13 protein-coding genes are annotated in these 12,680 nt (G+C 68.8%); 9 read left to right on the top strand and 4 right to left on the bottom strand.

All coding sequences use genetic code 11. The annotated features are described in order from the left end of the window. Positions 1–481 precede the first annotated feature (481 nt). The 3 genes from L6241_RS10315 to L6241_RS10305 form a co-directional block, all read right to left on the bottom strand. Complete coding sequence (locus L6241_RS10315; RefSeq protein WP_368246097.1) at positions 482–1,066, bottom strand: hypothetical protein; 585 nt, start codon at positions 1,064–1,066, stop codon at positions 482–484. Positions 1,067–2,037: 971 nt separating this feature from the next. Next, the gene (locus tag L6241_RS10310) at positions 2,038–2,223 is read right to left on the bottom strand and encodes a hypothetical protein (protein ID WP_368246095.1); all 186 of its coding nucleotides are present in this window, start codon (positions 2,221–2,223) and stop codon (positions 2,038–2,040) included. A 126-nt stretch (positions 2,224–2,349) separates the two neighbouring features. After that, complete coding sequence (locus L6241_RS10305) at positions 2,350–3,456, bottom strand: M23 family metallopeptidase (protein WP_368246094.1); 1,107 nt, start codon at positions 3,454–3,456, stop codon at positions 2,350–2,352. Between the two features lie 58 nt (positions 3,457–3,514). On the opposite strand from L6241_RS10305, the gene L6241_RS10300 reads away from it, so the two are divergent. From L6241_RS10300 to L6241_RS10260, 9 genes are all read left to right on the top strand, one after another. Next, a complete protein-coding gene (locus L6241_RS10300; protein ID WP_368246093.1) occupies positions 3,515–4,585 on the top strand; it encodes a helix-turn-helix domain-containing protein in 1,071 nt (356 codons plus the stop codon). A 66-nt stretch (positions 4,586–4,651) separates the two neighbouring features. Continuing rightward, on the top strand, positions 4,652–4,894 hold the full coding sequence (locus L6241_RS10295; RefSeq protein WP_368246091.1) for a hypothetical protein: 243 nt from the start codon (positions 4,652–4,654) through the stop codon (positions 4,892–4,894). 287 nt (positions 4,895–5,181) lie between these two features. Next, the gene (locus L6241_RS10290; protein WP_368246090.1) at positions 5,182–5,343 is read left to right on the top strand and encodes a hypothetical protein; all 162 of its coding nucleotides are present in this window, start codon (positions 5,182–5,184) and stop codon (positions 5,341–5,343) included. 245 nt (positions 5,344–5,588) lie between these two features. Then, entirely contained in the window at positions 5,589–6,305 is a 717-nt protein-coding gene (locus L6241_RS10285; RefSeq protein ID WP_368246088.1) for a response regulator transcription factor, read from the top strand. 227 nt (positions 6,306–6,532) lie between these two features. Further along, on the top strand, positions 6,533–6,700 hold the full coding sequence (locus tag L6241_RS10280) for a hypothetical protein (RefSeq protein WP_368246087.1): 168 nt from the start codon (positions 6,533–6,535) through the stop codon (positions 6,698–6,700). A gap of 830 nt (positions 6,701–7,530) precedes the next feature. Next, the gene (locus L6241_RS10275; protein WP_123093771.1) at positions 7,531–8,325 is read left to right on the top strand and encodes a hypothetical protein; all 795 of its coding nucleotides are present in this window, start codon (positions 7,531–7,533) and stop codon (positions 8,323–8,325) included. Between the two features lie 123 nt (positions 8,326–8,448). Beyond that, positions 8,449–9,249 carry a DUF2382 domain-containing protein gene (locus tag L6241_RS10270; RefSeq protein ID WP_368246086.1) on the top strand — a complete coding sequence of 267 codons (801 nt, stop codon included), beginning with the start codon at positions 8,449–8,451 and terminating at the stop codon, positions 9,247–9,249. A gap of 92 nt (positions 9,250–9,341) precedes the next feature. Further along, positions 9,342–10,043, top strand: coding sequence for a hypothetical protein (locus tag L6241_RS10265; protein WP_368246085.1), 702 nt, complete (start codon positions 9,342–9,344; stop codon positions 10,041–10,043). Positions 10,044–10,640: 597 nt separating this feature from the next. Further along, positions 10,641–12,053: a glucose-1-phosphate adenylyltransferase family protein gene (locus tag L6241_RS10260; protein ID WP_368246084.1), complete on the top strand. Its 1,413-nt coding sequence runs from the start codon at positions 10,641–10,643 to the stop codon at positions 12,051–12,053. A gap of 513 nt (positions 12,054–12,566) precedes the next feature. Here the strand turns inward: L6241_RS10260 and L6241_RS10255 are convergent. Further along, on the bottom strand, positions 12,567–12,680 hold a 114-nt coding region (locus L6241_RS10255), incomplete at its 5' end, for an integrase core domain-containing protein (RefSeq protein ID WP_368245600.1).

Here is a 12,680-nt window from a genome sequence, read left to right as displayed (position 1 = left end):
CGACTGATTGCGCAACGAGATCCGATCCGGCAGTGGATAGCCGCAGCCCGGACGTGCGGACGACGCGCATGCCCCGCGGCGGGGACAAGAACGCACTGTCACGCGTTACGGATGCCAGAAGTCAATCTAGTCACGTCTATGATAATGCCGATAATCTATCTTATGTCAGGTAATCGCCCTACCGAGCCATGTACGTGGGTCTGCTGCAGCTGTCGACGAACCTTCGTCACCCCTCCCCCAGGTCGCCACCAAGAAGGCCAACCCGTACAAGGAGGGCTGGGAGCCGGTTAGGTGCGCCGCGATGGAGCGCCACGGGCCGGAGCCAGGCTCGCTCAGTTGGTCATCGTCGGTGTTCTGGCGTCAACACATGTTGGCGTACGGCCTCGTACGCGGCTACAGTTCGAGATGAGCCACCGTCCTGCTGGGGCGGCTGGAAGTGGAAGCCGAGATCCCCGCCGTATGACGGGACTCGGCTTTTGCGTTATCTGACCTGTATGTCGATGCGCTCCACCTGGCGGTTCAACGTCGAACTGAGCCACCGGTCGTCGCCTGAGTCTGCGGCGCCAACAGCTCCAAGAACCTGATCGGGCAGCCAGAGCAGCGGCTCCCCTGAGGGCTTGCCGAAGTTGAGTCGGATCGACGGTGTCAGGCGGCGCGAGCCCCGTAACTGATCGACAAGCCTGAGATCTTTGCGGTTCAGCGCGTCCGTACGAGCCTCCATGACCAGTTCTGCCACGCCACGCGCGTCCAGCTCGTAGAGCATGCGCTCGAGGCACTTCGCTCGAGCTCGCTCCTGTCGGTTGCGGTCGACCGGGATTGCCACGATGACGACGTGCTGGGAGGGAAGCGAGTCGACCACCCTCATGATGGCGCGTCGGCGCCGGTCGTCAGCGCTATGCCAGTGCAGCTTCCGCTCCGTTCGAGGAAGCGACAGCAACCGCTCTCGGATGGAGGCGCAATCCTGGGGCTCCGGGATGGCTGCCCCCAGGAAGTACTTCCCGCCTCCGGCGCCATCGAGATCCCGGATGCTCTCATCACCCCACGCGGTTCGCGGCTCAATCGTCACCGCGGCAGTGTGTCAGGCGGCCGGGACAGCGCCCTGTTACCACCCCACACAACGGCCCACTCCCCCACCTGCACTCACCCGACGCCAGTCCATCCCCAGAACTCCCTATATGCAGGGCACTTCTAGGAGACATCGAGCAGCGCACGCCTTGGCAAGGCTGACTCGGCGGCCGCGACCTGGATAAATTGACCATAAACACCACAATGACCACATAGACCAAAGCAGTCTCGCCGCGGGCTGACCAGGACCTCAAAGTGATTAGTCGGCGCTAGGTTTCCGGTCGTCATAAGCGCGGACGCTCCTCGCGATCCCTCGCACGCTTGGAGGCGAGGTCAGCCACGCCGCCGCGAGGAGCCCCCACACGAGCGCGCCCTGCGGGTCATCCCCCATCAGCGACTGGACCGCCATGACCGCCGCGATGACCACGACCACTACACAAGCCACGCAGATCGCGGTGGCATGCCGGGCCACCCAACGCACAGACCGCGTCGGCTCAAGATCCCACTTATGCCGTTGACTCACCCGACCCCCACCTGCCGCGGGCTCCCCCTGCTGCTGTGTGCGCAGGACTCCGCTTTCCAGGCTCGCCGCGAGGTGATCGGTGACTACATCCGCGATCTCTTCTCGATCCCGAGGAGATACCCGCGCCTCGCGTCCGCGGACTCGTAGTCCTCGAGGCCTCGCATGACCACGGCGTGAATCGCCGACCAGTCACGATCCACCACGGCCCTCACCCCCGACCCGGACGTCCCTCAGGAAGCGCTGCGCAGCGGCACGAGAAGGTCACGCGCTCGGTCAGAGAGAGCTCACCAGCACCACGGCAGTGGCAACGAACCACAACCGGGACGTCGTCGACTCCGCGAAGAGCGCCCCAGCCAGAGCGAATGCCGCGGGGATGCCAATACCTAGACCCTCCACGACGCTGTCCCCGAAACTTTCGCTGCTGCGGCGGCCGGAGCGGTCGTCGCGGGTCACAGTGCAGTCCCCTGGTTCGTCGGCTGCCCTTCGCCGCGGTACAGCGGCAACGTGCCCTCCTGTGAGCCCGCATCGAACCTCGCCAGGGAGGCGATCTCGCCGCGTAGGACGCGTCCGACGACGGCGCGGGACAGATCCGTGGTCGACGCGATCACACTCTGGGTCTTGCCGGCCTCGGCCATCGCGTGGACGAGTTGGAACTGATGAGTGGTGGCCCGCGAGGGCCGGCGAGCACACCTCACGTGAGCGCGCCCCGCCTTCGCCCGGCCGGCTGAGGATCGACCGGGCGAAGGGGGACGGGCACCGGGTCAGCGGTTCCAGCGCTGGCCGGGGAGCACGCCGTAGTTGCCGTTGACGACGTCGGTCGTCGTCCCGCCGGTGTAGTAGCCGCCGGTGCGGATGCGGTGGCTGCCGATGATCTTGTTGTCGAGCGAGACGTACCAGCCGTTGAGGTTGGCGTCGTACTGCCGCAGACCGAAGTGCACGTGCGCGCCGTACGCCGCGCCGCCCGCGCACAGCGAGGTGCCCTGGTTGCCGAGGACGGCGTTCTTGCCGACCGTGCCGCCGGTGACCCGCACCGCCGTCAGGTGGTAGTAGTCGCTCGAGTAGCCGTTGTCGTGGATGATCCGGGTCCACCCGTTGCACAGCGAGCGCACCGTCCCGGCGCGGGCCGCCCGGACCGTGCCGTCGCTGCCCGAGATGTCGACCGAGCTCAGCGCGCCGGTCGAGCCGGACCACCCGTGCGGGCTGCCCATCTGGAACCACGAGCCCGCCTTGACCGGGAACTGCATGCCCGTGTCGTTCGAGACGGCCGCGGCCGCGCGCACGGCGCCGGTTCGGGAGGTGGCCCGGGTGGCCTTCGCCGCCTGGACGTACGTCGCGCGCTCCGACGAGGTGGTGGTCCCGGCCCGGCCCATCGCGCCGAGGAAGCCGGGCTCGCCCTCGAGCGCGAGATCCCACGAGCCGGCGGTGCGCCGGGCGACGAAGAGCCAGCCCTGCGGCGCGCCGTGCTGGTCCGCCGCGGCCTCGACGTACGCGACCCCCTCGACCCACGCCCCCTTCGCCCGGTCGACGCGGACGGTGACCTCGCGGCCCTCCTCGCGCAGCGTGGCGAGCCGGACCGACGGGTCGGCGGAACGGCCGGTCGCGCCGCTGCCGCGCAGCGCCCGGCCCAGGACGAGATCGGTGAGGGCGTCGACGTCACCACCGGCGGCGACGAAGGGGGAGCGCGCGGACGGCGCGATTGAGGACTCTACGTTCGCCGAGCCCGAAGGGGTCGAAGCGCCGGCCGTGTCGTCCGGCGCGGCCGAGGCGTTGCTCAGCGGCACGGCGAGGCCGGCGGCGAGAGCGAGCACGAGGGCACCCGTGGCGGTGCGCGCACGGGTGTTTCGCAGATGCGAGGTGGGGTGGCTCATGGTTCTCTCCTCATCAAGGCACGCGGCGGCCGGATGCCGCGACGCGGCTGCCCACCTGTTGTCCACCACCTCGAGCACGGGAGCAATCGATGAAGCCGAGGGCTACATCCACGGGGGCAGCGCGGTGATCAGCTATGTCGTCTCCACCGCCGACCTCGCAAGCGTGCGCTTCGGCGTCTCCCCGCTGAGCGAGCTGTGCCTCTCGCTACGGGGCTGGCGCGCGCCCGGCTGGTACCCGCGGATGAGCGGGTGGCTCGCCGAGGTCCGCGAGCGTCACGACGCGCTCGACGTGCCGGTGCTCGCGGCGCTCATCTCGCCCGGGTTCGACACCCCCGACGTGCTCAACCCCCGCCCCGGGCCGAGCGGGACGACCTTCGCCGACGAGCTGCAGGCCCTGGCCGTCCTCGACCCCGACCGGCTCGCCACGAGCATCGACGCGGTCCACCCCGCGGGTCGCCCGGAGCCGCTACGCGGCCGTCCGAGGGACGTCAGGGATCGGGTCGTCACCGCGATGGCGGGGTACTGGCGCACCTGCCTCGAGCCGCGCTGGCCGGCGCTGCGCGCGACGCTGCAGGCCGACATCGGCTACCGGGGGACGATCATCGCCGAGCACGGCATGCGGGCGGCCATCACCTCGCTCAGCCCCTCGCTCGGATGGGACGGGACACGGCTGCAGCCGCGCATCGCGGTGCAGCCGCACTTCGAGTCGGCGGTCGCCGGACGGGGGCTCGTCCTCGTGCCCAGCTTCTTCACCACCGACCTCACCCATCCGATGACCGCGCAGGAGGACCCGACGATCGTCTACGCGGTGCGGGGCACGGCGGCGGCGCCGGGGGCACGCACCGCTCCCCCGCCCTGCCTCGCCCGGCTCATCGGACGCACCCGCGCCGAGGTGCTCCACCTCCTCGACTGCCCCACCTCGTCGACGGATGTCGCGGCCCGGCTCGGCATCACACCCTCGGCGGCCAACCAGCACCTGCGCTCGCTGCGCGACGCCGGGATCCTCCAGGCCACCCGCTCCGGGCGCTCGGTGCTCTACGGCCGCACGGCCATCGGCCACGACCTCGTGGCGGGTTCCGGGCCTGGCCGTTCTGGTGAGGGGCTGGCGGATCTTCGCGGGATGACGTGACGATGGCACTCGCGGCTCGCGCCTCGCCACCGGGGCGTCGCGCCGTACGGTGATCAGGTGGGGCGTGTGATCTCGGCTGAGCTGGTGTGTGCCCTGTCCCTGTTGGTACTGCCGGGATGTTGCGCGTCGGACGAGGATGACCGTCCCGTGCCGCCGGATGTCGACGTCACCGCAGCGTTGCCGGTGGGCACGGATGTCGACTGTCAGCTCGGCGGGCCGAGCGCACCGTCGGAGAACGTCGGCATCGTCGTTCGCGACCGCCATGATCAGCCGAGCCGCGGCCGGTACAACGTATTCACCTCACCGTGAAGTCGGCGATGCACCGGATCAGTCCGTTCCCATGCGCCTTCAGAGCATCGGAGGCTGGCGGCGCTCAAGTCCCCGCCCCGCATCGGAGCACCCGGCAACCGCCCTTGACTGTCCTTCTCTCGACCACCGACCACAAGTCCCCCTACAGCAATCCGAAGTCCCCCGTCCCCCATCCCCTCGGAGGGACGGGGGGCTTCGTCGTCCCCCGCGCGGCGCGTGGCCCAGGACACACGCCCGACCCCGCCGGTAGAGGAAGGTTGTTCACCTCGGCCTGGCAACCTCGCCCCATGACCGTTCCTCAGCCCGTTGGATACGCCATCGCCGCATGCTTCGTCATCGGTGTCGTCACCACAGTCACCGTCGTCGCGGTCGGCGCCATGATCGCAACCGGCGCATATTCGACCGGGCGGCGTCTGTCCCCCCAGCAGGTGCGCCGACCCGCGGCCTGAGGGCCGGGCTCTTGCCCGGCCGGGCAACGGCCTGAGAGTGGGGTGCGCGCGGGTCGGGCTACGCGGGTGACATGCTGCGAGACGACGCTGTTTCCGGCGTCGCCGGGTCGCTCGTCGCAGGACGCGGCGGTGGGCGCTGATCGAACAAACCTCCTCGGACGAGGCGAACATGCTCGTCCTTCGTCGACGCCGGGCATCCACCCTTGCTACTAGCGAGGTTCCAAGCACGGGTCTACCGTCGATGGATGGCGCTCAACAAGCGGGTGCAGCAGCAAGACACGCCACCCGTGCGGGTCGCGATCCTCAACGACTACGAGGTCGTCGTCCGCGGTATCGCGGCGATGCTCGCCCCCTTTTCCGATCGCGTGGAGGTCGTCGAGCTCGACTCCGGCTTGCCGGTCTCTCAACCGGTTCACGTCCTCTTGTACGACACGTACGCGGCGGCCGCTGTCGATAGCCCGGAGGTCGACCGGCTCGCTCGAGATCCGATGGTGGAACACACGGTCCTCTACACCTGGGCGATCACTGACGAGGTCATCCAGATCGCCGCCACCCGGCACGTGTCCGGGATGCTGTCGAAGTCCCTCGGCGGCGCCGAGCTCGTCGACGCGCTCGAGCGGATCTACGCCGGCCAAAGCGTGATCTCAGCGCCTGAAGTCGACAAAGACACCCACGAGGGCGACTGGCCCGGCAAGGAGCAAGGGCTCACACCGCGACAGTCGGAGATGGTCGTGTTAGTCGTGGCCGGGTTGAGCAATCAAGAAATCGCCCATCGCTCCTACCTGAGCATGAACTCGGTGAAGTCCTACCTCAGAGCGGCCTACCGCACGATGGGGGTCAACTCACGCACTCAGGCCGTTCTGTGGGGCGTCGAGCACGGCTTCCGCGCCAGCCCCCAAGCCCGCCTATTTCCCCATGGCGACGACCACGAGGTGCCCCGGTCCCGGTCGATCCCGCTCTAGACGCATCGCACCCTCACCGGAGCAGGGGCCAGGACGGCGTGTCGACCCCTGCCCCGGGGGGTGGACCGCCGTGGTCAGCCACAAGCACCATCGGCGGACCTGATCAGTCAACCCCGGACCTCCGGGGCCAGGGCTCCACCCCAACGGGCGCTCTCCTGGCGCGACCTCCCGCCCGATCTTGACTACGTTGAACGGCAGGAGAACGACCGGCTTTCGAGGAGACGAAGATGGGCATCGGCGACAACATCGACAACGTGAAGGACCAGCTGGTCGGCAAGGTCAAGGAGGTTGTCGGAGAGTCCAAGGGCGACCCAGGCCTGGAGATCGAGGGCAAGGTCCAGCAGGACACGACCCTCCCCGCCCGGGAACGCACCGACGACGACACCGCCCCGTGAGCCTCTGGATCAAAGGTCGCGGCGAAAGGGGATGACCGGGGAGCGGTAGGCCTCGATGATCGCGATCTGCCGCAGCAACGGCGCCAGGTCGCGGTACTCGGCGCGCTGGGCTTGTTCAATCGGTAGCAAGTCGCGTACTCCACGCACAGCGTGTGCCCCCGCTTCGGATCGGAGGCAGAGATGGTCGTCGCGTCCCCTTCCATACCCGGTGCCAGGCCAGAGGGCCGTGAGGGCGGGTACTCCCACCACTCGTCCTCCCACGACTCGTACAGACCTAGGTCCGATGCGTGCAACCACCCCCTGGCACGCAGCGCCAGATCCACGTCGGTGAGGAAGCGCTCGTAGGCGTCGTCCCGGCGTCGGTCAGCTTGGCGGCGAGAGACTGCGGAGTGAAGGACCTGGCCGTCTCCTGGCGTGTCCACCATGACCGACGAGTCTCACAGAACCAGCGCGACCTCGCAGCGCGAACGCCGGTGGGCGGTGCGGACAGCGACGGAGGCCAAACGGGAGAACGAGTCCCCCCGTTTGGCGAGGGGCCCCCTCTGCTAGCTCACTTCGTCAGCGCGTCGCGGACCGTGGCCAGCAGCGAGCGGGGTGAGGCGGGTGCGCTGTCGTCTCTGTAGGTCGTCGTGTGCCCCTGTGAGCACGTCACCGTGTGCTTCTCGTGCTCGCCCAAGGCGTCGAACCGCCGGTCGGTGACCACTGAGATCTGCGCGCACCCGCACTTCGGACACTGGGTAGGCAACGAATGTTCGTCCATGCTTACGACTCTGGCACACTACCCAGCGGACCGTAAATTTACGGTGTAAGCCAATCGAGAGGTACTCCCCGTGGAGAACGCGTTGAACCAGCTGTGGGTCGCCCTGGCCCTGTACGTGCCCAAGATCGTCATGTTCCTGCTCATCCTGGTCATCGGGTGGATCGTGGCCAAGGTCATCGGCAAGGCCGTCGACAAGATCCTCGAGCGCGTCGGCTTCGATCGCGCCGTCGAGCGCGGCGGGGTCAAGCGGGCCCTGGCGAAGTCGCAGTACGACGCCTCCTCGATCGTGGGCAAGCTCGTCTACTACACCCTGATCCTGTTCGTGCTCCAGCTCGCCTTCGGCGTCTTCGGACCCAACCCGATCAGCGACCTGCTCACCCGGGTCATCGCCTTCCTGCCCAGCATCGTCGTGGCCATCGTCATCGTCGTGCTGGCCGCAGCCATCGCCACCGCCGTGCGCGAGCTCATCGCCAACACCCTCGGCGGGCTGTCCTACGGCAAGGTCCTGGCCAACATCGCAGCCGCGTTCATCCTGGGCCTGGGCATCATCGCTGCCCTGAACCAGGTCGGCATCGCCACCACCGTCACCCTGCCGGTCCTGATCACCGTCCTGGCCACCATCGGCGGCATCCTGATCGTCGGCGTCGGCGGCGGCCTGATCAAGCCCATGCAGGCCCGCTGGGAGAGCTACCTCGGCACGATGGAGAGCGAGACCCAGAACATCAAGGCCGAGGCCGCCAAGGCCCCCTCGGTCAAGGAGCAGGCCCAGCAGGCCAAGAACAAGGCCCAGGCCGCCGAGGCCCGCACCCGCCCCACCGGCGGGGCCACCTCCCCCGACGTCCCCTTCGACCGCAACCAGGGCTGAGCCCTGCTGCGCCAGCCGGGCCATGCGGATACACCCTAAGAGGGGGGTCTGCCAGCCCGGCCAGGCCCGGCGACCTCGGCTACGTTTACGAAGTAAGCCAATCGATCGAAAGTGGAGGAATCAATGATTTCTACCGAGCAGATCAACACCCTCGTGGCTGGCGGCAACGTCGTCGACGCGTCCGGGGAGAAGGTCGGCAAGGTCGGCCAGGTCTACCTCGACGACCAGAGCGGTCAGCCCGAGTGGGTGACCGCGAACACCGGTCTCTTCGGCACCAGCGAGACCTTCGTCCCCCTTCGCGGCGCCACCGTGCGCGGCGATGACGAGGTCCAGGTCGCCTTCGCCAAGTCCGTCATCAAGGACGCCCCCCGCGTCGACGCCGACGGTCACCTCGACGCCGACGACGAGGCCGAGCTCTACCGCTACTACGGCATTGCCGACAGCGGCCAGGGCCGCTTCGACAACGCTGAAGGCGTCGCGGACCGCGACGTGCACGGGGAGGGGCAGGACACCTCCGGCCCCAACACCGACGACGCGATGACCCGCTCGGAGGAGCGCCTCAACGTGGGGACCGAGAAGGTCGCCACCGGACGGGCCCGGCTGCGCAAGTACATCGTCACCGAGAACGTCACCACCACCGTGCCGGTCCAGCGCGAGGAGGTCCGCCTCGAGCGCGAGCCCATCACCGACGCCAACCGCGACCAGGCCATGGCCGGCGGTGATCTCACCGAGGAGGAGCACGAGGTGACCCTCACCGAGGAGCGCGTCGTGGTCGACAAGGAGACCGTCCCGGTCGAGCGCGTCAAGCTCGGCACCGAGACCGTCACCGACGAGCAGCAGGTCAGCGAGGAAGTCCGCAAGGAGCAGATCGAGGCCGATCTGCCCGACGAGGCCACCCGGCGCGAGAACACCCAGCGCGGCTGATCCCCACCGGCAGTCCCCCATGACCCCGGTAGGTCATGGGGGACTGCTGCGTCTGCACCCCGAACCACACGCACACGAATCAGGAGCTGCACATGAGCACCAGCATGGGCGAAGAAAACCACCGCCGAGACCAAGACCGGGACCGCCGCACTGACGCCGACGGGCTGACCCGCCGCCACACCGGCCGCGACATCAACGACACCGGGCGCACCTCGCCGAGCAAGGACAACCGCCCCACCCACCACGACTCCCTGCGCACGCAGCAGAGGGAGCGATTCGGCGGAATGAAGTTCGGCGCCGCGTTCTTCGGCTGGCTCACCGCTGTAGGCCTGACGGTCCTGCTGGCGGCCCTGGTCGCCGGCACCGGCAGCGCGATCGGGTTCAGCACCGACACCACCGTGCAGGACGCCGCGGACAACGCCAAGGACGTCGGAATCGCCGGCGCCGTGGCCCTGCTCGTCATCTTGCTCATCGCTTACTTCGCCGGCGGCTACGTCGCCGGCCGCATGGCCCGCTTCGACGGCGCCAAGCAGGGCGTCGCGGTGTGGCTGTGGGCCGTGCTCGTCGCGATCGTCGTCGCCGTCCTCGGCCTGATCGCCGGCGACCGCTTCGACGTCCTCTCCCAGCTCGACGCCCTGCCCAGCATCCCCGTCAGCACCGACGACGCGACGACCACCGGCATCATCGCCCTGATCACCGTCGCCGCCGTCACCCTCATCGGCGCCATCCTCGGAGGCATCACCGGCATGCGCTACCACCGCAAGATCGACAACGCCGACTACACCCTGGACTAACCCGGCGACCTGCGCCAATATAGGCGCCCTCCCCCGATGGCAGGCGGGTCCGGTAGCACCTCGTGATGCACCGGACCCGCCTGCTGCCATCGTGCAGCCCACCCCACGGGCCGACGCTGCAGCGAGCACGAATGGTGTGCGCCACGATCCGACGACCCGACGCGGTTGGGGCACAACCTGTCCCGGCTAAACGTGCTACCGGCCGTTGTAGTGGGCTGCAGCAAGCCGCGCAGATCAAGCGGCCGCACGTGGCGGCCCCGCCGGCGCGGGCGAAGTGCACGACGGTCGTGGACGTGCTCGGGCCCGGGCCTTGACCAAGGACCCACCGCAAGCCCCCTCCCCCGCACGGGATGATCACCGCCATCGCCTTCGTCCACCGCATGCCGGTCCTGCCAAAGAGGAGTTCGAGATCAACCTCGAGCTGCTCATAGAACGAGTCGAGATGCACCCCATGCGAGTTGTGCCGGGCGATATTCGTGAGGTTGCGCAATAGGTCTTCACCCGCGGTGGGCACAGGCCCCCGGCGTTCATGACGGTACCGTCAGCGATGGGTCGACGAAATCAGAAATCGGCGAATCGTCTAGGCTTACCTCGTAAATGCGCTGCGCGACTCTTGCATCTCCATATTGCGCGCGCGGCCGTGGCCCTCGCCTGAGCACCCCCGGCGAGGAGCACCACACCCACATCAAGAGCGTCTGGCACGCGACAACCAGTCGTATCCGTCCAAGGAGCACCCTCATGAACACAGGACCTCGACCCCGAAGCGATGAACTGCTCTGGCTCTCCCGTGTCCCGAAGGTCGTCGGGGTCGTCCAGGCGGGTGGTCAGGGCTCCCGCATGGACGTCCTCACGCGCGAGCGCGCGAAGCCCGCGCTCCCCTTCGCCGGCAGCTACCAGCTCGTCGACTTCGCGCTGAGCAACTTCGGCAACAGCGGGATCGCCGACGTGTGGGTCTCGGTGCAGTACGAGGCGTCCTCGCTCGACCGTCACCTCGCCGGCGGGCGCCCGTGGGACCTCGACCGCACACGCGGCGGCTACCGCCGGCTCGTGCCGGAGGAGGGGCAGCCCAGCGGGTCCGGGGGCTTCAGCGCCGGCAACGCCGACGACCTGCTGAAGATGGGGGCGCAGCTGCGCGAGGCGGGCGCCGAGGTCGTCGTCGTGACGAGCGCCGACCAGGTCTACCGCCTCGACATGCGCGCTGTCGTCGCCCAGCACCTCGAGCGCGGGTCCGAGGCGACGATCGTCACCGTCGAGGTGCCGCTCGCGCAGGCCAAGCACAAGACGGTCGTCGACATCGACCGGGACGGCGTCGTGCAGGGGCTCACCGACAAGCCGACCACCCCGCCGCACGGGACGATCGCCGCCGAGGTCTTCGTCTACGACGTCGCGGTGCTGCTGCGCACCCTCGACGCGATCCGGCACGAGCGGGCGCAGGCCGACCCGGGTCTGACGGAGGGGATCGGCGACTTCCCCGACCGCCTGCTCCCGCGGCTCGTCGAGGGCGGGAAGACCCACGCGTACCCGCTGTCGGGCTACTGGCGCGACCTCGGCCGGCCCTCTGCCTACCTCGCCGCGCACCGCGAGCTGCTGCGTGGTCGGGTTGACGTCTTCGACGACCCCTCGTGGCCGATCCTCACCCGGTCGCCGGAGATGCCGCCGCCGATGATGCACGCGGGCAGCGTCGTCGAGGACTCGATGATCAGCCCTGGGTCGCACGTGCACGGCACGGTGCGGCGCAGCGTCGTCGGACCGGGCTGCGTCGTCGAGGCGGGGGCGGTCGTCGAGGACTCGGTGCTCATGCACCGGGTCCGGGTCGCGCCCGGTGCGCAGGTCTTCGCCGCGGTCGTCGACGACTCGTGCCGGGTCGGCGAGGACGCGCAGGTCGGGGCGCAGCCGAAGCGCTGGCCGCCCTCGGACTCCGCCGTCGTCCTCGTCGGTCGTGACTCCGAGGTGGCGAAGGGGGTCGTCCTCGAGCCGGGAGCCCGCCTCGAGCCCGGCACCACCACCTGACACCTTCGGTCAAGACAGACAGCCGGCTCGACCCCAGGCCCACTGAGCGCATGGGTGGCCCGCCCGCCGCGTCTTTCGGGCCAGGATTGTGGTCATCCTCGACCTGACCGGGTCCAGGACGTGGACCTCCGACGAGGTCGGCCGAGAACTGAGCACCCAGTTCGCTCGCCCCATCCGGTACGAGCCGGCCACTACCACCGGGTACATGCAGCACCTAACGACGCGGCATTTACCCACATCGCAGATCCTCGTGCAGACCGCTGTGCCCACAGATCTACGCCGAAACACCGCGGCCGTGGTCGCATCCGACCTTCTAGACCTGCCCCACTGCCCACCGCGGTCGCTGACCACCTACATCCGCGACCACCTTGGCGACGCTGCCCTCGTCCGGGCACACCCCGAAAGGGATGACGACAGCCCTCAGGGTTCACTTCTACGACGCTGGCTCGCGAGGACGTTCGCCGGCGCGGTGCGCCGACACACACTGCTCGAGCAAGGTCTAGCTGTACTCGGTCACGACGTTGGTGACAGGCGGCTGATGGGTGGGAGTCCGCCCAGAGCGGTGTGGCGTCGTCGAGTGTTGTACTGCTCGAGCCAGGGTGCAAGGGCGGCTGCGCGGTCGGTGTT

This window comes from Janibacter sp. Y6 (genome assembly GCF_040900765.1).
GTDB classification, from domain to species: Bacteria; Actinomycetota; Actinomycetes; order Actinomycetales; family Dermatophilaceae; genus Marihabitans; species Marihabitans melonis.
The sequence above is the reverse complement of the archived record's forward strand: the minus strand, read 5'-3'. Positions and strand labels throughout refer to the sequence as shown.

Excerpts from the sequence above, each read along its gene's own strand:
- L6241_RS10270 (WP_368246086.1), top strand. The coding sequence starts at position 8,449 with ATGATTTCTACCGAGCAGATCAACACCCTCGTGGCTGGCGGCAACGTC.
- L6241_RS10260 (WP_368246084.1), top strand. The coding sequence starts at position 10,641 with ATGCGCTGCGCGACTCTTGCATCTCCATATTGCGCGCGCGGCCGTGGC.
- L6241_RS10290 (WP_368246090.1), top strand. The coding sequence starts at position 5,182 with ATGACCGTTCCTCAGCCCGTTGGATACGCCATCGCCGCATGCTTCGTC.
- L6241_RS10280 (WP_368246087.1), top strand. The coding sequence starts at position 6,533 with ATGGGCATCGGCGACAACATCGACAACGTGAAGGACCAGCTGGTCGGC.
- L6241_RS10265 (WP_368246085.1), top strand. The coding sequence starts at position 9,342 with ATGAGCACCAGCATGGGCGAAGAAAACCACCGCCGAGACCAAGACCGG.
- L6241_RS10305 (WP_368246094.1), bottom strand. The coding sequence starts at position 3,456 with ATGAGCCACCCCACCTCGCATCTGCGAAACACCCGTGCGCGCACCGCC.
- L6241_RS10310 (WP_368246095.1), bottom strand. The coding sequence starts at position 2,223 with ATGGCCGAGGCCGGCAAGACCCAGAGTGTGATCGCGTCGACCACGGAT.
- L6241_RS10285 (WP_368246088.1), top strand. The coding sequence starts at position 5,589 with ATGGCGCTCAACAAGCGGGTGCAGCAGCAAGACACGCCACCCGTGCGG.